This is a genomic window from Paenibacillus sp. J2R1T-4 (genome assembly GCF_059692235.1).
The window spans coordinates 31,779-55,017 of record NZ_JCAUBA010000022.1; the positions used below are offsets into that span (position 1 = coordinate 31,779).

Below are 23,239 nucleotides of genomic sequence, written 5' to 3' on the forward strand. Positions count from 1 at the left end.
GTCTTTTTCGAACTAGCAGCAGAACAAAATCAATTGACAAGTTGAAGGAAATCACTTTAAATTATTATAAGTGCTGTTCAATATGTTGAATGAAAGTTTGTTTATACTTCAAGTCTATTTCCTAATTAACTGTCAAAGGAGGGTCCGATCCGCATGGCTCAAGGCACTAAAGATTACACGGTCCCCGCTTTGGAGAAATCGATTCTGATTCTGAACGCATTATCGGATAAAGACTTATCCATCAGCGACCTTCATTCCCAGTTAAAGCTACCCAAGACGACTACTTTTGTGATCCTCAATACGCTGGAGCAGTACGGGATCATCCGCAAAACACCTGATGGGAAGTACCGGCTTGGGCCGGGCGTGCTTCCTTGGGGAAATAGCTACATGAATTCCATGGATATGGTCCAGACCGCCAGGCCGCATCTTGCCAAGCTAGTAGAAGGGACTCCTTATACCGCACATCTCGCTGTGTTGATCAACGGGCAACCTGTCTACTGCGATAAAGTCGAAGGCAGCGGCTTCGTGCGATTCGCAACGTCGATCGGCCAAAGCCAGCCGTTATATCAATCCAGCGTCGGGAAGGCTCTTGCAGCTGGAATGTCCGAAGAAGAGCTGCGTCAGGCACTTCCGGAGGAAATGACCGGAACGACTGCCAAAAGTGTGCGTTCACTGGACAAATTTCTTGAGGATGTCGCATTTGTGAAGGAACATGGATTTTCCATAGAGGATGAGGAATTCGAGGAAAGCGTTCGTTGTATTGGCGCTCCAATCTTCGATTATTCCGGCAAGATTGCAGCATCCATGAGTATAACCGCACTAAGCAAAGATTTGCCGGCCGTCAAATTTATGGCAATTGGCAAGCATGTCAGAGATACGGCTTTACTGATCTCAAGGGATTTGGGGTACACCGTTCAGCAGGACACTCCCCTTCAGGAAGGAATCGAATAATATGACGATGAAATTACGCAGTGAAGAATGGTTCAGCGGAGCCATAGATCACTCCTTTCAGCACCGTTCAGCCATGAGAGCAATGGGGCATGTTCCTGAATCTTTTGTCGGCAAACCGATGATCGGGATCTTCAATTCGTGGAATGATCTCAATAGCTGCAATTATCCGCACAAAGAACTTGTAGAGTATGTCAAAAAAGGCGTTCTTCTCGCAGGCGGCTATCCCATTGAGCTTCACACGATAACAACTCCAGCGGATTTCATGAAACCCTCTGACCTTCCATACCGCAATCTGATGGCTATGGACGTCGAGGAATCGATCCGTTCTTTGCCAATAGATGGTGTAGTACTACTATGTGAATGTGACAAAACAACCCCTGCTCAATTGATGGGTGCGGCGAGCTGCGACTTGCCAACTTTACAGCTAGCTGCTGGTCATCGCACTCCGGGTGTTTTCCGCGGGAAAACCGTTAACTACGGAACCGATACATGGAAGTATATCGATGATTACAAAGCCGGCCTGCTCACGGATGAGGAATGGAATGAACTGGAGAAATGCATCTCCTGCAGTCTTGGGGGTTGCCCGGTGATGGGCACAGCCTCGACGATGAAAAGCGTCTCCGAGATGTTGGGCATGATGCTTCCAGGGACCGCCAGCATCCCAGCCACTCATTCAGGCCGCAAAGCAGCAGCCGAAGCAACAGGAGCGCGCATCGTTGAGATGGTGCGTGAGAATTTGACACCATCCAAACTCATCACGGAGAAATCGATTGTGAATGTAATGAAGCTTCTATCTGCACTAGGCGGATCGACTAATGCCATTATTCATTTAACAGCGATTGCTGGAAGACTAGGGATTCACATCGATATGAACGAGTATGCCGCTCATTCCGAAGGGGTGCCGCTGCTTGTGAACATGCAGCCTAGCGGCGAGTTCAATATGGATGATTATTTCCATGCCGGCGGCCTCAGTGTAGTGATCCGCGAGCTGCTCCCCATCTTGAACGGAGACTGCCTAGGTGCAACAGGCCAAACGATTACAGAAATCTACAGCAAGGTTCAAGCTGAAGTGTCCGAGGTAATTCACCCGCTAACAGAACCTGTGATGGAGCAGTCTGGTATTGCAATCGTCAAAGGCAATATTAGTCCCTTAGGAGGGATTCTGAAATTATCCGCATGTTCAGAACACCTCCTTACACACCAGGGACCAGCTGTTGTGTTCGATAGCTACGAGGAGATGCTGCAGCGTATTGATGACGAAGATCTGGATGTAGACGCCAATTCGGTGCTAATCCTCAGAAATTGCGGCCCGATTGCCGAGGGCATGCCTGAGTGGGGAGCGATTCCCATTCCACGCAAGCTGCTGCGGCAAGGGATCCGGGATATGGTTCGTCTGAGCGATGCCAGAATGAGCGGAACCAGTTATGGCACGATCGTACTTCATGTAGCTCCTGAAGCTGCCGCAGGCGGTCCGCTCGCGATCGTCCGCACCGGCGACATCATTGAGCTGAATGTGCCGGAAGGCCGTATTCAAGTATTGCTGGAGCAATCCGAGATCAAGGCGCGTATGGACGCATGGGTTCGGCCTACTCCCAAGCATGTGCGCGGCTACCCTAAGCTATACGCCGACCATGTCCTTCAAGCATCCGAAGGCTGCGACTTCGATTTCTTAAGAGCGAAAAACAAGGAAGAGGCGAAGTTCGTGCCTCCGATTGTGGGTAGAGGTTAGTTCTCATCAGTAGCTACTAATAATCCTAAGGAGATGGATTCTTTTGATTAAGATCGGGGTTGCCAAAAAAGATATTAATCCTTCGTTAGATGTGCCTCATGCTGGTTGGGGTGCACAGACGCATATTTTTGCAAGCGGAATTGAGTCCGACCTCTTCACTACAGCTCTATATATGACGGATGGCCAGACACATTCATTCATCGTTGATATCGATGCTTGTCTGTTCCTGATCGACCAATCGAATGAGGTCCGCGAAGCAGTAGCCGAAGCAACAGGAATTGAAGTAGAACACATACGCTTATCTGTCACACATACGCATGCCGGTCCTATTTTCTGGAGTGATTATTACAAATCGGGAGCAGAAGCCAGGAAGACGTATTTCCAATATATGCTCACGCAAACTGTGGATGCCGCGCTTGAAGCCAAGAGGAATATGGTTGAGGTTACGGTAGAAGCCGGATTAGGCGCCTGTTCGATAGGCAAAAACCGCCGTCAGGCCTTGGATAATGGACGGGTCATTACAGGATATAACGAGCACGGCATCACAGATTCAACCGTTGGTGTAGTGCGCTTCGAGGATGAGGAAGGCCAAGTTGTAGCAACACTCGTTCACTATTCTTGCCATCCAACTACATTAGGATATACTTACAAATTGCATAGCCCAGACTACCCTGGCGTTACCAAAAAAGTAGTAGAGCAGCACTCTGGCGGCATCTGCCTGTTCCTGCAAGGCGCAACCGGTAATATAGGGCCCGGCCCGGAAGGGTTCCTGGATAACTTCCCGGCTACCAAGCGAATCGGAACTATTCTAGGTGCAGAAGCTGTCAAAGTCTCACTCGAGCTAGGTGCAAATGCCCTGCACCATGAGTTCGAAGGCGTGACGGAATCTGGAGCGTCGCTAGGTATATTCCGAACGACCAAACCGATGACAGCTCAATCGATTCAAGCCTATAACACAACCATCTCCTTGCCATTGAAGAAGCTTACTCCTCTAGCTGAAGCGGAAGCGCATTATACAAAAGTTTCAGAGGAATTAACTCGACTGCAAACAGGCGAAGGAAGCAAGGAAGAGATCAGTCAAATTTCGTTTCAAGTGAAACGCGCCTTCCTGGCCTGGGACACCGCACGCAAATACAACGGAATGACGCACACGAATATCGAAGTGCAATTCCTTCGCATCGGCGATATTGTGTTGATCAGCACACCGCTCGAGCCTTTTGCCGAGATCGGCCTGCACATCAAAGCCCATTCACCGTTCCGTGTGACTCTATTCAGCGGTTATTCGAACGGGCACCTTGGTTACTTGCCAATCGCCGAAGCTTATCCGCAGGGCGGCTATGAAGTGGAGACCTCTCCATTCGCACAGGGGGCTGCCGAGTATTTCATGGATGAGATTACGGCCATGTTAGCCAAATTGTAGAGAGTTAATATGGATCACGAGAAACCGTCCAGCATTCACCGGACGGTTTCTCGCATTGGATTGCAGTTTAGAACGCCTTACAAACTACTCGAATAAATCACTGTTGTCGCGCTCCTTGGGTCGGGTTCTTGTGCGACTTCTTCACTTTATATGCCCTACTATGCGTTCAGCGCCCGATGGAGCAGCGCTATGGAATCACAGCCGTCCTGAAGCGTTGCTTCTTCAATATCCCGATTATGCTCGAGGGCTTGCAGGAAATAATGCAGCTCGTTGTAATAGCCGCCAAGGCTTGAAATGTTCCCAGCCTGGTCCATGTCGCCGATATCAACCCCTGAATCGACGTCAGGCTCCAAAATACGACCATCCCTCTCATAGATTCGAAGAGTAGGAGCAGTGCTTGAACTGAATACCGCTACGGCTTGCTCGAATTGAACCCTATAGGACATCTCGAACGGAAAGTTTGCAGGGAAATCCCATCCACCTTCTACCGCGATTACTGCATCCCCATATCGGTACAAGCTATGGATGTGCACGTTAGCCTCTTGTTGTCGAACGATCTCCGTTTGAATTCGATCAGGCTCACCCAGGATAGACCGTACGAAGTCAACGTCATGAATGTGAAGATCCATGGCGGCTGAACCGCTCCTGGCAGGATCATGCAACCACTCGTCCCATGCCCAGTCCGGCCTCGGACTAATTCGACGGAACAGGCCCGCTTGCAGCTTACCGTAAATCTGACTCTGAATGAGCTCCTTTAGATGTTTATACTCCGGCCAGAAGCGGATGCACTGACCTACCATTACTTTGCTGTTTGTCTGCCTTTGTTTGAGAAGGAGCCGTTCAGCATCTGCTGCAGTCATACAGACCGGTTTTTCTATAAACACATGATAGCCCAGATCCATGGCCTTTAGTGCTGTTTCGGCATGCAGAAAAGTAGGCAGACAAATATCCACCGTGTTGATGTCACCTGATTGGAGCATGTCCTCTGTAGAGGAGTACACTTGAGCTCCGAATAGCTCAGCCAGCTTAGCCGCCTTATCGGGATCGAAATCTGTAACCGATGTCACTTGAAAATTGGCCGATCCCGCCAATGCCTTGTAGCATTGCGCATGCATGCTGCCCATAAATCCCGCTCCCGCAAGTCCGATCTTAATCATGTTAAGCCTGCACCTCCTTCGAATTCCGTCCAAGAATGGCGTCCATTGCCCTGAAAGTATTGAACACGATCTGCTCCGCATGATGAGCATAGGGAGGGATCATCTCTGCAATGACATAATCGTCATAACCTATCGCATGTAATTGTTGGACGACCGATGGATAATCCACATCCCCCGCCAGCAAATCCACAAAGCCATGAAGTCCTCCAGCCTGACGTCTGTAGTCTTTGAAGTGAACCTTGCGAATTCTCTTGTTAAGAATGGCAATCCAATGCTCCGGATAACCGTTCGCGATTACATTCCCGACATCCAAGTAAGCTCCAACATAAGGGCTGCCAACGGAATCTATAAAATTCCGGAACTCTAGCGGCGACAGCAGGAATTTATTCCACACATTTTCAAGCCCAATATGAATTCTGTGCTGTGCTGCAACCTCTGCTAATCGACTAATTCCTTCGAGCGCATAGTCGTATGCAGCATCATAGGGCACTACCTCTGACCCAGGGATAAAATCAACCCCTACAGCACCAGGGATAATCAATACGGTGTCTACACCAAGCCAAGCCGCAACCTCAATCTGCTTAGTAGCGATAGAATAAGCCTTCTCACGCTTCTCCTCCATTGCTGACGTGAAGGAATACGTCCAGTATAAGCCGCTCGCAAGACTTGTCAGCTCCAGACCGCAATCCTCCGCTCTATGCTTGATAGCGGCAATCTCTTTCTCGCTGCTGTTCAGCCGGATCTCTCCATCCTCGCTCAGAGCAAGCTCAATCCCATCGAAACCAGCCTGCTTCGCCAGCTTCATGCATTCACTAACCGTTTTGTCACCCGCAAACGACCAGCAATTAATCCCCTTCTTCATGCGCTCACCTTCCTTGTCTGCTTTCAGTGAGATCATTGTATCCCGCTTCTTATGAATTAGGCTTTATCAAAAAGTCTGTTGTATGTTTCATTAATTCGTATATTCATCCCATTCCAGGCTGCATGAGCTATAATAGTCGTAACAAGATTGAGAGGAGCGTTCTAATGGCAACCGAGCCTTTCGCAAGGACCAAGCTGCAAGAGCATCTTACCGTCAAAGAGCTCATTTCCTTTCACTATTTTGAATTCTCGAAGGACTACATTTTCGAAGGGGAGAAGCATAATTTCTGGGAGATTCTATATGTAGATAAAGGAGAAATGGAAGTATTCGCGGATACCGAGGGATACCGTTTGAAACAGGGCGATATTCTTTTCCATAAACCCAATGAGTTCCACAGCATATGGGCCAATAAGCGAATTGCGCCGAATGTAATCGTTCTTTCCTTTGTTTGTCGATCGAGGGCCATGAATTTCTTCAAGGATAAGCTATTCCATCTAAGCGAGTTTCAGCAGGGGCATTTAGCTCAGATTATGAAATACGGCTTTGCCGCCTTTCTCCCGCCCTACGATGACCCCAAAAACCATACGCTCGTTAGACGTAAAGGAGTTGCACACGGCACAGAGCAGCTGCTTAAGCTGCATTTGGAGCTGCTGCTGATTGAGCTGCTTCATTCGGGTGATCCTGCCCGGAAGGAACAGCGCATATCAGGCGCAACCAAATCACGCAGCGAGGAAGATCTGGTGAAACGGATGTGCCAGTACATGGAGCTCCATCTGTACAGCAGCATTCAGCTGGAGCAGATTTACAAGACGTTCAACCTGAGCCGAAGCCACACTTTAAAGCTTTTCAAAGATCGAACGGGCCAGCCTCTTATGAAGTATTATAGGAACCTCAAAATCGATCAGGCCAAACGAATGATTCGGGAGCAGCAGCATAATTTCACTGAGATCGCGGAAAAGCTCCATTACAGCAGTGTCCACAATTTCTCGCGGCATTTCAAATCCGCAACGGATATGTCCCCGTCTGAATATGCACGTTCTGTCATGGCCAAATTATAAGGGCAACACCTGTAAACGACGATTTGCCGTCCCAAGTGCTGCCCTAAACCGATCTATTGCGATTGCGATTGCGATCCAGACTCAACTACTTGCTTAATATCTCGTAAAGCAACCGGGGCCGTAGCACCGCCAATATGCGTTACATTGATAGAACCGCAGGCATTTCCATACAGGATCGACTCCCGTAACCCGTATCCATTCAGAAAACCATATATGAACCCGGCATTAAAAGAGTCACCCGCTCCCGTTGTATCGACCGGCTCTACCTTGAAGCCCGCTTGCTGCACGAATTCCTCACCGCTCCTGCCGACAGCCCCGTCTGCTCCACATTTGACTATTACCCGTTTCGCATGTTGAGCAAGCTCTTGCAGTGCCTCTGGCACATTATCCTTCTGTGCAACACGAACGGCCTCGGATTCATTCGGCATAAAAATATCTGTATACTGGAGCACATCTGCTATTCCGTAATCCCAATTGTTCGTATCATCCCAGCCTGCATCCAACGAAGTTGTCACCCCCCGTCTATGCGCCTCTCGAAATAATTGAGGGATGCCCGCGCGAAGTTGTGTTTGAAGAAAATACGATCCCACATGGATATGCTTCGTCTGGTCTAATAAAGAGAAATCGATATCCTCAACCGTCAAAGCCTCAATTGACCCCATATGCGTCACCATCGCTCTGTCCTCTGGGGTACTTAGAGATACCGTCAACCCCGTCTTGATGCTCTCATCTATGATGACATGGGATGTATCGATCCGGTTAGCCTGCAGCCCCTCCATGACAACATCTGCGAAGGAGTCCTTCCCGATTTTCCCGATAAAACCAACCTTCAGCCCTAGCTTGGCCAACCAACTCGCGGTAATAGCCGTAGAGCTTCCCAGCACCAAGGAGCTGCTTTCTGCAATAATCTCTCTCCCAGCAATAGGCATACTTTTTAACCCGCTAATCATAAGATCTACATTTAATTCCCCAATAGTCAGAACGTCGTATTTCTTCATCATGGACCTTCCTTTTCTTTATGCTGTTTACTACTATTCACTCCCAACGTAGATCATAGGAATATTGTAACACAACAGGGTTTAACAGGAGATTCTCAAAAAATTATACGCATTATTATGTCTTCTTCGGAATCCATGTTAGGAGACTGGTGGTTAATCCGACTGCCAGAATCGTGACGGAAGACAGCACTAAGGTTTCTTTGGAGAACAGCAATCCACTTGTACTTATAACAATAGCGTCAATAATAAAAATTGCTATTCCTACGTTAATGGAAAAGATCTTTGAGAAGAACTGAGCCAATAAATCAGTACCTCCAGTACTCGTCTCATGACGCAGCATCAGTCCGATGCCAGCCCCAACTAGAATCCCCCCGCAGACAGCGCTAGAAAAGGGACCCATTTTCACGATGGAAGTAAAATAAACACGGTAAGGATATACAATATCGACCATAAAGGAAGAAATCAGCATACCGTGCAAGCTATTATAAAAAAAATGACGATAATGAAACCATGAAAGAATAAAAATCGGAATACTGATCAATATGATCACAAGCCCCGTTTTGACATCCCATATGTAATTGATGATTAGTGCAATCCCGATGATTCCACCATCTAGAAGTTTATAAGGTACAAGAAAAAAGTTGATTCCCACCGCAAAAAGTAAACTCCCTATAATGATTGCAATCATTTTTCGCAACAAATATACCAGCTCCAACGCTTGGACATGTCTGATATATATGCAAAAAAGAAGGAAAGCCATACCAAGTGACCTCACTTCTTTTTCCAAGATGCGCCCCGACCACCGTCACTGTCTGGATTCAGTTCGGTTCACGATACTTTATGTATCCAGTCCGCCTTTGCTGTTACAAAACAAAAGAAGCCTTGCTACGCAAGGCTTCCGAGCTATTACTATGATGCGGTCGGCGGGATTTGAACCCGCACACCCTATGGGCACTACCCCCTCAAGATAGCGTGTCTGCCGTTCCACCACGACCGCATGTTACGAGGAATGAATAATTTCCGCTGTCAGAAAGCGAAAATGGTGAGCCATGTAGGACTCGAACCTACGACACCCTGATTAAAAGTCAGGTGCTCTACCAACTGAGCTAATGGCTCTTAGTGTTAGATGCCCACGTAAAGAAACGGAATCAACACCAGAGCTTCTCGTCACTTGTGGGGATAATATGACCCGTAGGGGATTCGAACCCCTGTTACCTCCGTGAAAGGGAGGTGTCTTAACCGCTTGACCAACGGGCCTTATTAAATGCCGTTTTTAGCGACAAGTGTTATTATAGCGGATAATGGTGCAGAAGACAAGTTCTTTCTTCGTGGAAATATGTAACTATCCTTGTTTGATTACGTTAATCCTATTAAAGCTCATAGAGTAACAAAGAGACGAAGCGACAATAATAGAAGAATCACAGCATTATCATTTGTTAGCACCGTTTTAACAGCATCCGTTTCCAAAACTTTTTCCATATTCCTCCTTATTTATGGTATATTTGAACTATTAAACCATACTGGGGGGATATAATGAACCATTATTTTCAAAGCGATCAACAACAAGATTTAAGCCTTATTACCTATTCTTCTGCACCCGAATACACGAACTCAATTAGGCATTTCACGACAACCAAAAGAGCGATCGCCGCGTCCAAGCATATTTACTACAAAGACTTAGGCGCACTGACCATTGAGGACTACGTCATCTTCTCAAGACTGCCCGAGCATCCGCTCTGGAGTCATATGGAGAGATCCATTGACTTCTCTTTCGCGGACGAGCTCTTCTCCAACCTCTACACTCCTTACAGCAAACGGCCTTATGCTCCTTCTCTATTACTCAAAATTCATCTGGTGAAAACATTAGAACAATTGACCGATTCCGAAATGGAAACGATTCTGATGTTTGACATGGCAATCAGGCGATTCGTCGGCGTACCCATGTCATTCAATGGCTTAGCGCCTGCCACTTCCGGGTTTGAGCAAGAACGTTCTTGTGCTTATTTATTCCACGCTTGTTTCGATCATATTCTGACTCAAGCTTATCAACACAAACTATGGGGAAAACGCGGGGAATGTTGGCTGTCGGAAGCCATCCAACCTTACTCCAATAAAGGACAAGTTGAGCAGCACAGGCAAGTCCTGCAAGCATGGTTAGCCTTTATTCAGCATTTGAAAAAATATCAGCACCCGATGTTCCAGCAAGCGATGCTAGCCTTGAAATTAGGTAACTGGTATAAGCGGACAAATGTGAATGCTGGACCAGAGGGGCAAGCTGCAGCCTATAGTAAGCTTATCGCCTGCGCTTACGCTTTTCTCTTCTGGTTCGAGCGGGAATCTGCTCGCTGCATCAGTTCCTGGCAAGATCCTGAACAGGATCAGCATTCGTCGGAGCTGCAGGAAAGGCTATACAGTCTTTTGGGTAAGACGGTGGGTGTATATAACAGAATAGAGTCACATCCATTACGCGGAGAAATCGGAAAACAATTGGCTGTCGAGGTCAGTTTAGGGGTAATAGTGGGGTAGGCAACAAAACGTATACCGTTTTATCCGAAGCAAAAAAGCCGCATAAGAATGCGGCTTTTCCATTAGATACGGAGAGAAAGGGATTCGAACCCTTGCGGCTGTTACACCCTAACGCTTTAGCAAAGCGCCCCCTTCGGCCTCTTGGGTATCTCTCCATGTAGAGTGGCTCCCCGAACAGGACTCGAACCTGTGACAACTCGATTAACAGTCGAGTGCTCTACCAACTGAGCTATCAGGGAAAGTAGTTCAAATTTATCAAAATAATGAGCAATAGTCAAGCTCACGCAATCAAGAAAATAACGTTACAAAATGATATCATTCTCTCTGTGATTACTCGTGAGCAACACTCGAAAAAAGCAGGAAGTCACCTTTGAAAGAACAGTTCCTTGACCTTCTGGATATCCATCTCGTTCTGGAAAATTCGCGCAGCCATAAACTTATGCTCCGTGTTATTATTCCGCAGCTCGTCCATCACTTCATCGAATCGCTGGTCAATTTGTTGGAAACGTTGGTCGATTTGGTCAAATCGTCGATTCACTTGTTCGAACTGGTGCTGATTCTCTTCCCTGTGTTCCTCAATAACCGCTTTAATCGTACCTACAGATAAAATCAAATCACTTAGCATACGCTCCATCTGGTTGAGTTGTTCTTTGGACATGGACCCCACCACCAATGCGAATATTTGTTCTTATATTATATCATTTTGTGATTGTTTAAGCAATCGGATCAACCGCTACAAAGCAATTAACTTCAGCTTCCCTCTGCATGTTCCACAAGCATATTTAGACGGATCCATCTTGCGCTTCCGCAAATAATGCATCCCGCATTTACTGCATTCCAGCTTGTACCGAAAAGGTGCAGCCTTACGAGGTGCAATAGCTTTGCAGAAGCGAGTCCCGCCTACTTTTGCCAGCAATAGCTTGAAATCCGGATCACTGTGCTTGTATCCTCGCCGCTGAAGATGCAGATGATAATGACATAGCTCGTGCTTGATAATTTTCTCAACTTCCTCAGGTCCGAAGATCTCATACTGCGACCAACTAATATCTATGTTATGGGACTTGGTGAAATAGCGCCCGCCTGTGGAGCGAAGTCTGCGATTAAAAGTCGCTTTGTGACGGAAGGGCCAACCAAACGACTCCATTGAAATGCGTTCGATCCACAGCTGCAGTTGTCGGTCGTCCAAGTTCATCCCCTCCTTATGCTCACGAAAAGCAAAATCCTCTTCCTTAACACTAAAAGAATATCCCAATCCAGGCCTGCTTCACTTGAATTTGTACCTTATTCTAAGCTACACTGTCAAGTAGAAATCGTTATTAACGAAGCGTCAGGATGTTGGCGCAGCTAATCAGGAGAGGAGCTTTGCGACTACTATGTCAAAAATGAATTATGCTTTATTGCAGCTCGGCGCCAAGGTGGAATTCGTGGAGATGCCCGCTTCCCATGTGTACCAATTAACGGCACTCAATCGCAGGTTGCACAAAGAGTTGGACAAGCTTACGGCCGGCAATGTGCCTCAACTAGGTCATATTATTGCAGAATGTGAGCAGGTTGAGGTGGTAGCCGAGCAATGTCAGATTCTGCATGGCATGACTTACATGAATGAGCTGGAGCAATCTTTTGCCTCCATTCAGGAGAAATCATACCCGCTTATATCTTTGTTGACGGAGATTCGCGCCCTCCAAGCTCAATTAGAGCAATGGTACGAGGATGAAATGGATTGAGGCAGAAGCGGACCTGCACCTAAGCCCCCTGTTCCCCATATGCTAGTAGGAGCTCAAAAATACGTGCGTATGGTCGATACGAACGGCCTACAAGTCAGGGAAGGGGATGTGACAATGCCGCAGTGGCTTTGCCATCAATTAGAACGTGCATTTATGAAAAAAGATCGCCGACAAATCCGGTTACTGAACGACTGCTGGTACTTCTATCGCACTAAGCAAACTCCCGATTCGCAAGAATCCGTTCCTATATCGCATCCTTAAGTATTTGCCGAGCAAATGTACCACAGAAGCACATGCTTAATATTTGGAAGCAGATGTACTTCATCAACGAAGCTCCATTACCCCATACCAAACCCAGACAGCCCGACTCTGTATGAACTCCATACAAGTCGGGCTGTTCTAGTTGCTCGATTGTCAATTTGTCTGAAAATGAGTGCTGCTGCGTCTTATTATTAGGATTGCTGCTTCGGGGATTTCATCGTCAGACTGACGCGCCCCTTCTTCTCATCAACCCCCATCACCCATACAGTGACCGTGTCTCCTACGGATACAACATCCATAGGATGCTTGACGAAGCGGTCGCTTAGCTGAGAGATGTGGACGAGCCCATCGTTCTTGATCCCGATATCCACGAAAGCGCCAAAATCAATAACGTTACGAACCGTACCTTGAAGCTGCATACCAGGAGTTAAATCCTCCATTTGCAATACATCCGTACGGAATATCGGCAATGGCAACTCCTCTCGAGGATCGCGCCCAGGTCGCTGCAAGCTCTCCAGAATATCACGGAGCGTCGGAACCCCTACATCGAGCTGCACAGCAAGCTGCTCCGGATCATGCTGGTGCAGCTTATCCTTCAAATCTTGCGTCCCAATTCCGCTCTTTGCCAGCTTCAGCTCTTTGAACAGCTTGTCCACCGCTTCGTATGACTCGGGATGAATCGGTGTGTTATCCAGCGGATTCTCTCCGCCGCCAATCCGCATGAAACCAATGCATTGTTCATAGGTCTTGGCGCCAAGGCGAGGCACCTTCTGAAGCTGCTTGCGGTTCTTGAACTTCCCGTTCTCTTCGCGGTATTTCACAATGTTTTTGGCAATCGTCGCGTTCACCCCGGATACATAGGACAGGAGCGACGGAGAAGCCGTATTCAGATCCACACCGACGTGGTTAACCGCTGACTCCACCACAACCTTCAGACTCTCCTCGAGCCGCTTCTGAGCGACGTCGTGCTGGTATTGCCCAACGCCGATCGCCTTCGGCTCGATCTTGACGAGCTCCGCGAGCGGATCCTGCATCCGCCTCGCAATCGAGATCGCGCTCCGTTCCGCCACGTCGAGCTCAGGGAATTCCTCCTGCGCGAGCTTGGAGGCGGAATACACGCTCGCGCCGGCCTCGCTCACGATCATATACTGCAGCGATCGGCTGCCGCGCAGCTTCTTGATCAAGTCGGCAATGAACTGCTCCGTCTCTCTTGAAGCGGTCCCGTTGCCGATCACAATCAACTCGACGCCATGCTTCTCGATCATCGCCTTGATCTTGCTCTCCGCCTCCACAACCTTGTTGTTAGGAGGCGTCGGATAGACAACGGCGATCTCCAGCGTCTTACCCGTCTCGTCCACAAGAGCCAGCTTACAGCCTGTCCGGTAAGCCGGATCAACACCCAGCACTACCTTGCCCTTCACCGGAGGCTGAAGCAGCAAGTTGCGCAAATTCTCAGCGAAGATCGCAATCGCCTGCTCTTCTCCCTTATCTGTCAGCTCATTGCGAATCTCCCGTTCAATGGACGGGGCGATTAATCGCTTATAGGCATCCTCAATCGTCAGACGCAGCGTCTCCTTCACAATCGATTCGCCGCGGATCACTTGTCTGGCCATATACTCATGTATTTTGTCCACCGGTACATCCAAGGACACCTTCAATATTTCTTCGCGCTCCCCGCGGTTAATCGCTAGCGTCCGATGAGGAGGAAGCTTGCGGATCGGCTCGCGATAGTCATAGTACATCTCGTATACAGACTCCGCCTTAGCATCCTTGGCTTCGGTAACGATCCCGCCCTGATCACGCGTGTAACCCCTCACCCATGCACGAATTTTTGGATCATCGGCTATATTCTCGGCCATAATATCCATAGCGCCTTGCAAAGCTTCCTCCACCGTGTTAACTTGCTTCTCTTCATCTATGTATTTAGCTGCTTCTTGCTCCACCGAGCCTTGTCGAGGCTGTGTCATGATCCATACGGCCAGGGGCTCAAGCCCGCGTTCTTTGGCGACACTGGCACGTGTCTTTCTTTTTTGTCTGTATGGTCGGTATAGATCTTCCACCTCTTGCAATTTCCCAGCTCGCTCAATCGACTGTCTGAGCTCATCCGTTAGCTTGCCTTGCTCATCTATGAGCCGAACTACCTCGAGCTTACGATCCTCTAAATTACGAATATAGTTCAACCGTTCTTCTATATCACGAAGCTGCACTTCATCCAGCTCTCCGGTCATCTCTTTGCGATAACGAGCGATAAAAGGAATCGTATTGCCATCATCCAACAGCTCAATGGTCACTTTCACTTTCGATTGAGGAAGTCCTAGCTCGGTTGTGATTTGTTTAAGAATGCGTGCTTGCATCTCAATTCTCTGCTGTTCATCCAGTTTGACCTTTTCTACTTTCTCTTCTGTACTCATTCAAGAACCACCTTTTGCTAGAATTATAGTAAAAGTATGCACACCCAGAAAAACCAAAAAACGAGGGAGTCACCCCGCCTCGTCTTCAAGCTGCAACCAATTAGAATTCAATAAGCCCCACGCTGATCTGCAACGAATCATCGACCTTGCGCATCGTTTCATCGTCCAAATGCGTGATTTTGTCGGTCAACCGCTGCTTGTCGATCGTCCGGATCTGCTCCATCAGAATAACGGAATCCCGGTCAAAGCCGTGAGTCTCGGCATCAATTTCTACATGAGTCGGAAGCTTAGCCTTCTGAATCTGTGCAGTAATCGCTGCTACAATAACAGTCGGACTGAACCGATTGCCAATATCGTTCTGAATAATTAGTACCGGCCTCACGCCGCCCTGCTCGGATCCAACCACAGGAGATAAATCTGCAAAAAACACATCGCCACGTTTTACAATCAAGCTCTACACCCCGCTAACTAAGCGATCGAGGGTACTATCCGCGTCTTCCTCCGCCTGAAATGCCTCCGCTGCCATGTGAAGATTAATCTTGGCCATCTCCATGTACCCGCGCTGCATCATTTCGCGAAGATGCCGCTTCTTGCGTTCCAAGAGGTACAGCTTCATTGCTTGACGGATGAACTCACTGCGGTTAGAATTCTCCTTCTCCACAATCCCGTCCACCTCTTGCAACAAATGATCCGGCAAACTAATCATAATTCGTTTGGTGTTATGCACATTGGCCACCGATTTCGCACCCCCAAAACATTCCCAAACCCATATTACCATTATGTCGTCAACGAAACCATTTTATACAAAATCAAATATATGCTTCCGATGTAGCAATTATGCTATATCGACTCACAAACGAAACTCGAGCCTATTCCTTATTCAATTCGCTAGACCCTTGCAGAACTCCTGCTTCAGAATACTTTTATTTCATTGGCAAGTGTTTCCTTGTGATTAGCGGGTTAGACACTTTTACTCGAGCACCGTCTCTCACATATACACGTGGTACCCGATGGTCGATCATGCAAGTGATTTCGTAATTAATCGTGCCTAGCCATTCAGCCAATTCTTCAACAGATACACATGCTGTACCTTGTCGACCAAAAAGGACAACCTCATCCTCCACCGTCAATGGTTCCGTCACATCGGTCACATTAATCATACACTGATCCATACAGATGCGTCCCACTACAGGCACCCTGGTCCCTTTCACAAGGACTTCTGCACGACCCGACAGCATTCGGCTGTAGCCATCTCCATAACCGATCGGAAGCGTAGCAATCCTCTCTTCTCCTTGTGTCCGGTATGTCACACCATAACTGATCCCTGTGTCCGCCGGTACCGTCTTAATCAGAACAGGTTTAGTAATCAGGCTCATCACGGGGTGAAGCTCGATCCGATCCTTCCGAACCTCATTCGAAGGGTACAACCCATACATGCTGATCCCAAGCCGCACCATATTGTAGGATAACTCAGGACAATCTATCGCCGCTGCGCTGTTGCCAGTGTGTACATATCGGAAGTGCACGTTCTGATGAGTAAAATGGCGAATTACCTCGTCGAATCGACTATGCTGCATTAGCGTATAGCTTTTGTCACGTTCATCGGAGCTAGCAAAATGAGTAAACACACCCTCAACTTCTACACACTCCATATCACGAGCTTCTTCTATAAAAGAAATCGACTCTTCCGCGCTCGTAATCCCGATTCGCCCCATCCCCGTATCCAGCTTAATATGAATCTTCAGCTTGCGATCCGATGTGGCGTACAGAGGGATGGATTGCAGCGCATCTCGACTGAACACCGTCAACGTGACGTCATGCTGTATGGCCGCTTCAATGGCATCCGGGGGCGTGTACCCCATCACCAGAATGGGCAGCTTCACACCTGCTTGACGCAGTTCAATCGCTTCATCCAGGAAGGCCACTCCCGCATAACCTGCGCCTGCTTCAATGGCTTCTCGTATAACCTCAACGGCCCCATGTCCATACGCATCTGCCTTCACCACCGCCATTATGCTCATCGTCTGAGGCAGCAGCTTGCGGAACTCTTCCACATTGTGACGCAATGCATCGAGAGACACCTCTACCCAAGTAGAGCGATAAAACGTGTCCATCTGATTCACCTTCTCTTCTTAGAAACGCACGAGTTTTGTAGACACATATAGATATGTTAAACGCTACCCGTTCAGACTGTCAAATGGGAATGGTTCCATATCGTACATCCGACGGTAATCTCATGACCACTACAGTGTTCGCGAGCTTGAAATATTCACAGAACAGCAAAAAGAGCCGCACTGAATGCGACTCTTGGATTTATGCGTGCCGAACTAACAAGAAGATCATACCCCTTACATCATTTGCCCAACTGGCCTTGGACCGACTGGGCGATCAGAATCATCTCAGTCTGCGGCAGATCGCTCGTAGCCAAGCGGAACTCCATACCATCGTAAGTCCATGTTAAAGTCCTTAGACCGTTCTTCTCGCCTGTTACAACACCAAGTGTGTATCCTAGATCAAGAATGTCGCCTGGAAGCGAAGTAACCGTAACCGTCTTAGGCTGAGACTCCGTTAATGTATAGTTGTACTTACCATGATAGCGGAATAGAATGGCTTGATCTTCGCCTACTTTGACTTGCTTCACATCAAGCTTCGCCACATTCTGAGGCGTGTACTCAGGCTCTACAATGCCTAGCAGCTGCTGTATGGCTTCGTTGTGTGTGGCTGCTGCACCGGCTGTTGGTTGCGTAGCTCCTGAAGGCTGAGTACCAGTGGATTGCGAACCAGTAGGTTGCTTGCTGCCGGTTGCTGCCGACGAAGTCGTGCCTGCTTTTGAGTCTGTTGGTTTTGTGTCGGTTGCCTTGGTGTCTGTTGCTTTTGTGTCAGTTGCTTTTGTTTCGGTTGCCTTTGTGTCAGTTGCTTTGGTGTCAGTTGCCTTTGCGTCAGTTGCTTTTGTTTCGGTTGCTTTTTTTGTGTCGGTCGAAGTTGCTGCTCCCGATTTTGCTGCATCCGTTGTAGTTGTTGTACCCGCCTTCGCCGCATCAGGCGCCGTCGACTTCGTATTCGTGCTTGTGCCACCCGTTGCCGTAGTAGGCAAGGATTGCAGGTTCCAGCTGGTCATATTGCGCTGCATGTCAAAAGAATCCTTCTCGAACTTTTTCCCGAACTCGAATTGCGTGAAATCCACAACCACCATTATATTGTTCTTCTCATCCGAAACTTCCACCTTCTGAGGGGCTAGACTCTTCTTGTTCAACCAGATCTTCTGGCGCGCTAGAAGGCCGTTCTGGTAGTTAGCTGCTACGTCGAAGACATAGGCATCCTTTTCGGTTGCAAACTGTCTCTCCGTGTCTGTCACGATGCTTTGGACAAGGGACTGATACAAGTAGACTTGTCCGGAATTTTCCGGCCAGTCACTCTGGAACCGGAACATCTTATTCAAATGCGGGGTGAGTACGAACACGCCCTCATCATTACGCAGCACAATTTGAGTCACATCCTTGGCCTCGTTCGTCAGAGAAATCCGGTAGAAATGCGGATTCTGATACCAGACCTCCACATCATACTTCTGCGGTTGCTGACCGGTCTGCAGAATCATCTGCCCCGTTCCCTGATAACTGTCCAACTTGCTGACCACATGATCCAAATCGTTTACAATTTGCTCTGCGTTCCTTGTTCCACATCCAGCTGCAACCATTGCTATGCCCATCACGATGGCCAATATCCATGTGATCCTACGCATTGCTTCATCCCCTCTTCACGTGATAATGAACTACTTGTACATGTGTATGAGGGGGGTTGGACTATTATGCGGACTAGTTTAGGTGAGTTGTTTAAAAGGAAAAGACCGCCAAGCACAAAGCATGCTTAAGCGGTCTAACAGACTACGAAGTATAATAAGTAAGACTAACTAACATTACTAACTGCTGCTTCCTCTTCAATTACATCAACATCATCGTCAGCAGCGGTTTGACGAAGGATAGGCTTCTTGAGATCGACAACTAACAGTCCTTGCTCCTCATCCCACTCTGCTGCAAACCGAGTGGTATGCTCCAGATCAAGCTCAGGACATTTCATCTCCAAATAATTCATTAACTCTTTGCTGCTTACTCGAGTCTGGCCATTTTTCTGCTCGCGTTCAGCGTACGGGAAACTGAACTTTTCAAGCTCTGTGTCCGTCTCATTCAGCGGTTTCACAAAAAGGATACTCTTCTTCACATCGAGCCCGATCTGCACTCTCTTAGGATTTCCCATCTCGTCAGAAGCTACCTTATTAAAAGTAACACCGTAACTGGCGATGGAAACATATGATACACCTGCATTCGGGTTATACCACTGGATATTATAATTCGACATTATTTCACCCCCATTTCTGGTAAATGTTTCTATCATGCAGAACTAGTATATTTGATAGAAGGATATATTGTCAAATTATGTATTTTGTATTAGAGCAATAATTTATGAATGGATTCGTTATCGTTCTTTGATTCTTCGAAAAGTCTGGCAAGCTATGGCCATACCTTGCCAATTTACCTGTGGCCCTGCGCATTGCTTCATCCCCACGCCACTTAATAAATAACTACTTGTTAATGAGTATGAGAGGGCCTAGTTTGACAAGTTGTTATCAGAAAAAAGACTGTCACGCAAAAATTGCATGTACAGTCTCAAAATGATTAAATATTCTTCTTAAAGTGATGAAAGTCTAACGACAATATCTCTCCAGACACTCTTGAATAACTTTGTCTTGACTAAAACCAATTTCTTCGGATAAATATCGGTCCGTTGGAATCCACTTAAAGTTCAAAGCTTCCCCTCGAGGTTTAATCTCCCCCCTAATTTCTATGCAAAATGTCAGGCCAATTGCGTGTTTCCTAGGATCAGCTGCATCAAAACCAGACTGCACATTTGACTCTGGAGCATACTGAGCTACATAAACGGGTTGAGTATTATCTAAATGAACGAATTCAATTTTTTCACCTAAAGTTGAAATTAATTGTCTCTTTATCCCGTCACTAATACTTTCAGAATACAACAACCTTCCACCCACCGTACACCACTTTTGATTTTCGTGAGGTGTATCACGCAATATTAAACCGATATGAGATATTTTTCCGTCACATATTTTCACCGGCAAAATATCTACACATATAATTGGAATAACAAGTTGTATTCGTTCCCATTCTGCATTATCAATCCATGTATTTATTAGTATTCCCTCCATTTACACAGCAAAACTAGTAGGCGCCGTCTCCTTTAATCACTGCTGGCAATGTTCTCAATAATATTTTGATATCTAGTGATATTGCCCAATTTTCAATATAGTAAATATCTAGATTAACCCATTCCTCAAACGAAAGATCACTTCTTCCACTTACTTGCCACAATCCGGTAATGCCAGGTCGTATATCAAGTCTCCTCCAGTGGTGATCGGTATATTGCTCTACTTCTTTTGGGAGTGGTGGTCTTGGGCCAATTAAACTCATGTCTCCCTTTAATACATTCACTAATTGAGGTAATTCATCGATAGAATATTTTCTGATAATTTTACCGACTTTTGTAATTCTAGGGTCATTTTTGATCTTAAATACAGGCCCATGAGCTTCATTCATAGATTCTAGTTTTTTGATTTGTATCTCCGCATCGACAACCATCGATCGGAATTTGTACATGTGAAAAGGCACTCCATTTTTACCTATTCTTTTTTGCTTAAATATAATGGGTCCCTTTGAATCCAGTTTAATAAGAAGTGCAGTCAAAACTAATAAAGGAGAAATAATGACAATGCCTAAACTAGTAGCGATAATATCTACAAAGCGTTTCATTATGAGATTGAAATTCCTTAACGGAGTCTTTACAATCTCCAAAAGCGGATAGCCATCTGATGAATCGAAATTGACAGTAGTGCTAACATAGCTATATAGCTCTGGGACAATTTTAATACTAATATCATATTTTTGGATATTTGTTAAAATTTTATGAACAAGTGGTCTTTCTGACGGGATCGTTATAAACACTTCATTTATTTTATTTAATTGAATTAATTTCTCTAAATCATCGATGTTACCAAGGATTGAACTTCCCTGCTTATAATCATCCAAGAAACCTAAGACGTTATATCCATTGGTATGATTAGCATTTAACAGGTCGGAAATCTTAATACCAACCTTCCCAGCACCAATGATGAGAACATTTTTAGTATATAGATTTTTCCTCTTTAGCACTCGTATCAATTTAGCTTTAACAAAACGAAGCAGAATGCCAGTACTAACTAAAAGAACAAAAAAGATTATAATAAATACCCTTGAATAAATAATACTAATTTTCAAAAAAAACAATAGTCCAAAGGATAAAAGAAAAGCAATCATACTTGAACTTACTAGGTTGAATGAATCATCTATGAAGGAGGTTTGACGATAAAACTTAAAAAGCCCTTTCTTCGCAAGTAATATTGTGTAGCTTATAAGAATCATAACTAACAGAAATGCGTAATCATCTAGTACTCCAATCGTTTTATTCCACTCTGATGGTTCGAAGAAACTAAACCCTGGAAAGTCAGGAACGATCTTAATTTGAAATAATATAAAGAACAAAAGAATATATAAGGTATATTCAATACTAATAATTATAGTGTTCATGGATCGTTCCATTTTTTGAATTCGCATTCTGTTCCTAGCTACAACTTCTGTTGAATCGATCCTCCTAGCAGTCATGTGTTCTTTAGATGTATTAACTTGAACTGATGGCTGCATAAAATTCATCTCCATTTATAGACTCCAAAGCGCTATCACAACATGCTACTATACGTTCCCACTCAGTATGTGTTCTAACAGTGTCATCCTCAGTAATCTCGGTTCCCGATTGTACTTCAATTAATTCTAAATCAGTCATTGCTCTGATGCTATGCTTCGTATTCAGAGGTATTCTTACAACATCTCCTACTTTCAGAGTATACAGCCGATCATCTAGAACATAATGACCTTCGCCTTTTAGAACCGTCCAAACTTCGCTTCTCTTAGCATGGACTTGATAGCTATTGTTTTTTCCTGCTTTCACACAAATACGCCTAGTCAATACTTCATATGAATCATATTGTGTGAAGTCCAAAACTCGATACCATCCCCATCGTCTCTCTTCGTACATAAGTCTGTGGTCATAGTCCTTCATAAGTTCCTTAATTCTTGGACTGGAGGATTTGTCGGCTACAAGTATACCGTCTGGACTTACAGCGACTACAATGTTCGATAACCCTAATACTGTAACCGGGATATCAAGCTCATTTACAATATGGGAATTCTTCGAATCCGAACTAAACATTCCTCTACCCAAAAGATTTGAATCCATCTCTTCTGTTAATGTGTTCCAAGTTCCTAGATCTTTCCAGTAACCTTCATAAGGTAAAACTTTAATATTTCTAGACTTCTCAACAACTTCATAATCAAAGCTATTTTTTACCAAGTTATTATATTCTTTATATAATTCCACATATTCTATTGGATGATTTAATTCAACGAGCAAATCTAGAAGGTACCCCAGTTTAAAAGCAAACACTCCACAGTTCCAAAGAGCATTCTCATTTATAAGTAGAACAGCATTTTCTTCAGACGGTTTTTCTACGAACCTGTTAACGTTATAACAACCGAATTCCATAGATTTGTCATGCGGAACAATATAGCCGTACTTAGCAGAGGGATACGTTGGTTTTACACCGATTAGCGCTAAATCTGCATCTGTATTTATTAGAACGTTCTCCAACACATTTACCTGTTCAAAAAATTGATCCTCAACATAAGGATCAACAGGAAGAATGGTAACAACTTCATCCCGGCTAACATTTAATTCAGAATAAAGATACACAGCAGCCAGTGCTATTGCAGGAAAAGTATCTCTTCTCTCAGGCTCTACTATAACGGGAGTATCATATCCAAGCTGACTGTGTAACATATCAAGCTGGGATTTACAAGTGGTTATGAATGATTTACCAACTAAGTTTGCCTGATTAAGTTGCCTCCAAACACGTTGAACCATAGATTCTACTTCATTATCTGTATTTTTAAGAACCTTTAGGAACTGTTTTGATCTAGAGTCATTCGAAAGCGGCCATAATCTTTTACCAGAACCTCCAGATAGCAAAATCAATTTCATATA

Annotated in this window: 22 protein-coding genes and 5 tRNA genes; 7 read left to right on the top strand and 20 right to left on the bottom strand. The window is 45.9% G+C overall.

Features of this window, described 5'->3' with window-relative positions; genetic code table 11:
* The first annotated feature begins 153 nt into the window (after positions 1 to 153).
* From AC58QD_RS27170 to AC58QD_RS27180, 3 genes are read left to right on the top strand one after another with little or no spacing between them, the layout of a single operon-like run.
* Positions 154 to 951, top strand: a complete 798-nt coding sequence (locus AC58QD_RS27170; RefSeq protein ID WP_497338179.1) for an IclR family transcriptional regulator — start codon at positions 154 to 156, stop codon at positions 949 to 951.
* A 1-nt stretch (position 952) separates the two neighbouring features.
* Positions 953 to 2,680 carry a dihydroxy-acid dehydratase gene (locus AC58QD_RS27175; protein WP_497338180.1) on the top strand — a complete coding sequence of 576 codons (1,728 nt, stop codon included), beginning with the start codon at positions 953 to 955 and terminating at the stop codon, positions 2,678 to 2,680.
* 43 nt (positions 2,681 to 2,723) lie between these two features.
* Positions 2,724 to 4,100, top strand: coding sequence for a neutral/alkaline non-lysosomal ceramidase N-terminal domain-containing protein (locus AC58QD_RS27180; protein WP_497338181.1), 1,377 nt, complete (start codon positions 2,724 to 2,726; stop codon positions 4,098 to 4,100).
* A 158-nt stretch (positions 4,101 to 4,258) separates the two neighbouring features.
* Here AC58QD_RS27180 and AC58QD_RS27185 read toward each other — a convergent pair whose 3' ends face one another.
* Positions 4,259 to 5,257: a Gfo/Idh/MocA family protein gene (locus AC58QD_RS27185; protein WP_497338182.1), complete on the bottom strand. Its 999-nt coding sequence runs from the start codon at positions 5,255 to 5,257 to the stop codon at positions 4,259 to 4,261.
* Position 5,258: 1 nt separating this feature from the next.
* On the bottom strand, positions 5,259 to 6,155 hold the full coding sequence (locus AC58QD_RS27190; RefSeq protein WP_497338183.1) for a sugar phosphate isomerase/epimerase family protein: 897 nt from the start codon (positions 6,153 to 6,155) through the stop codon (positions 5,259 to 5,261).
* 128 nt (positions 6,156 to 6,283) lie between these two features.
* Here AC58QD_RS27190 and AC58QD_RS27195 point away from each other — a divergent pair, with 128 nt between their 5' ends.
* Positions 6,284 to 7,177 carry an AraC family transcriptional regulator gene (locus tag AC58QD_RS27195; protein ID WP_497338184.1) on the top strand — a complete coding sequence of 298 codons (894 nt, stop codon included), beginning with the start codon at positions 6,284 to 6,286 and terminating at the stop codon, positions 7,175 to 7,177.
* Positions 7,178 to 7,230: 53 nt separating this feature from the next.
* Here the strand turns inward: AC58QD_RS27195 and AC58QD_RS27200 are convergent, their stop codons facing one another.
* The 5 genes from AC58QD_RS27200 to AC58QD_RS27220 form a co-directional block, all read right to left on the bottom strand.
* Positions 7,231 to 8,178, bottom strand: a complete 948-nt coding sequence (locus AC58QD_RS27200; protein WP_497338185.1) for a carbohydrate kinase family protein — start codon at positions 8,176 to 8,178, stop codon at positions 7,231 to 7,233.
* 112 nt (positions 8,179 to 8,290) lie between these two features.
* Complete coding sequence (locus AC58QD_RS27205; protein WP_497338253.1) at positions 8,291 to 8,863, bottom strand: YitT family protein; 573 nt, start codon at positions 8,861 to 8,863, stop codon at positions 8,291 to 8,293.
* 227 nt (positions 8,864 to 9,090) lie between these two features.
* Positions 9,091 to 9,172 (bottom strand) — tRNA-Leu (locus AC58QD_RS27210).
* Between the two features lie 43 nt (positions 9,173 to 9,215).
* Positions 9,216 to 9,291, bottom strand: a tRNA-Lys gene (locus tag AC58QD_RS27215).
* Between the two features lie 69 nt (positions 9,292 to 9,360).
* A tRNA-Glu gene (locus AC58QD_RS27220) sits at positions 9,361 to 9,432 on the bottom strand.
* 276 nt (positions 9,433 to 9,708) lie between these two features.
* Between AC58QD_RS27220 and AC58QD_RS27225 the strand changes: the two genes are divergently transcribed.
* Positions 9,709 to 10,701, top strand: coding sequence for a transposase (locus AC58QD_RS27225; RefSeq protein WP_497338186.1), 993 nt, complete (start codon positions 9,709 to 9,711; stop codon positions 10,699 to 10,701).
* A gap of 69 nt (positions 10,702 to 10,770) precedes the next feature.
* Here AC58QD_RS27225 and AC58QD_RS27230 read toward each other — a convergent pair.
* The 4 genes from AC58QD_RS27230 to AC58QD_RS27245 form a co-directional block, all read right to left on the bottom strand.
* Positions 10,771 to 10,856: transfer RNA gene (locus AC58QD_RS27230), tRNA-Ser, on the bottom strand.
* 8 nt (positions 10,857 to 10,864) lie between these two features.
* Positions 10,865 to 10,940: transfer RNA gene (locus AC58QD_RS27235), tRNA-Asn, on the bottom strand.
* Between the two features lie 125 nt (positions 10,941 to 11,065).
* Positions 11,066 to 11,359 carry a hypothetical protein gene (locus tag AC58QD_RS27240; RefSeq protein ID WP_497338187.1) on the bottom strand — a complete coding sequence of 98 codons (294 nt, stop codon included), beginning with the start codon at positions 11,357 to 11,359 and terminating at the stop codon, positions 11,066 to 11,068.
* A 75-nt stretch (positions 11,360 to 11,434) separates the two neighbouring features.
* Positions 11,435 to 11,887: a SprT family protein gene (locus tag AC58QD_RS27245; RefSeq protein WP_497338188.1), complete on the bottom strand. Its 453-nt coding sequence runs from the start codon at positions 11,885 to 11,887 to the stop codon at positions 11,435 to 11,437.
* Between the two features lie 187 nt (positions 11,888 to 12,074).
* Between AC58QD_RS27245 and AC58QD_RS27250 the strand changes: the two genes are divergently transcribed.
* Both AC58QD_RS27250 and cmpA read left to right on the top strand, forming a co-directional pair.
* Positions 12,075 to 12,425 carry a hydrolase/acyltransferase gene (locus tag AC58QD_RS27250; RefSeq protein WP_497338189.1) on the top strand — a complete coding sequence of 117 codons (351 nt, stop codon included), beginning with the start codon at positions 12,075 to 12,077 and terminating at the stop codon, positions 12,423 to 12,425.
* Between the two features lie 114 nt (positions 12,426 to 12,539).
* Positions 12,540 to 12,686, top strand: coding sequence for a cortex morphogenetic protein CmpA (gene cmpA, locus AC58QD_RS27255; RefSeq protein ID WP_497338254.1), 147 nt, complete (start codon positions 12,540 to 12,542; stop codon positions 12,684 to 12,686).
* Between the two features lie 191 nt (positions 12,687 to 12,877).
* Here the strand turns inward: cmpA and AC58QD_RS27260 are convergent, their stop codons facing one another.
* The 9 genes from AC58QD_RS27260 to AC58QD_RS27300 form a co-directional block, all read right to left on the bottom strand.
* Positions 12,878 to 15,097: a Tex family protein gene (locus tag AC58QD_RS27260; RefSeq protein ID WP_497338190.1), complete on the bottom strand. Its 2,220-nt coding sequence runs from the start codon at positions 15,095 to 15,097 to the stop codon at positions 12,878 to 12,880.
* 100 nt (positions 15,098 to 15,197) lie between these two features.
* A complete protein-coding gene (locus tag AC58QD_RS27265) occupies positions 15,198 to 15,548 on the bottom strand; it encodes a type II toxin-antitoxin system PemK/MazF family toxin (protein ID WP_497338191.1) in 351 nt (116 codons plus the stop codon).
* A gap of 3 nt (positions 15,549 to 15,551) precedes the next feature.
* Positions 15,552 to 15,833, bottom strand: coding sequence for a CopG family ribbon-helix-helix protein (locus tag AC58QD_RS27270; protein ID WP_127579915.1), 282 nt, complete (start codon positions 15,831 to 15,833; stop codon positions 15,552 to 15,554).
* Between the two features lie 187 nt (positions 15,834 to 16,020).
* Positions 16,021 to 17,211, bottom strand: a complete 1,191-nt coding sequence (gene alr / locus AC58QD_RS27275; RefSeq protein WP_497338192.1) for an alanine racemase — start codon at positions 17,209 to 17,211, stop codon at positions 16,021 to 16,023.
* A gap of 239 nt (positions 17,212 to 17,450) precedes the next feature.
* A complete protein-coding gene (locus AC58QD_RS27280; protein WP_497338193.1) occupies positions 17,451 to 18,836 on the bottom strand; it encodes an outer membrane lipoprotein carrier protein LolA in 1,386 nt (461 codons plus the stop codon).
* 164 nt (positions 18,837 to 19,000) lie between these two features.
* Positions 19,001 to 19,450 (bottom strand): hypothetical protein, encoded by a 450-nt coding sequence (locus AC58QD_RS27285; protein WP_497338194.1) that lies wholly within the window; start codon positions 19,448 to 19,450, stop codon positions 19,001 to 19,003.
* Between the two features lie 346 nt (positions 19,451 to 19,796).
* Positions 19,797 to 20,315, bottom strand: a complete 519-nt coding sequence (locus tag AC58QD_RS27290; protein ID WP_497338195.1) for a DUF4916 domain-containing protein — start codon at positions 20,313 to 20,315, stop codon at positions 19,797 to 19,799.
* Positions 20,316 to 20,328: 13 nt separating this feature from the next.
* On the bottom strand, positions 20,329 to 21,843 hold the full coding sequence (locus AC58QD_RS27295; protein WP_497338196.1) for a sugar transferase: 1,515 nt from the start codon (positions 21,841 to 21,843) through the stop codon (positions 20,329 to 20,331).
* Positions 21,821 to 23,236, bottom strand: a complete 1,416-nt coding sequence (locus AC58QD_RS27300) for a sugar phosphate nucleotidyltransferase (RefSeq protein WP_497338197.1) — start codon at positions 23,234 to 23,236, stop codon at positions 21,821 to 21,823. Before AC58QD_RS27300 ends, AC58QD_RS27295 begins: the two co-directional genes overlap by 23 nt.
* Between the last annotated feature and the right edge of the window lie 3 nt (positions 23,237 to 23,239).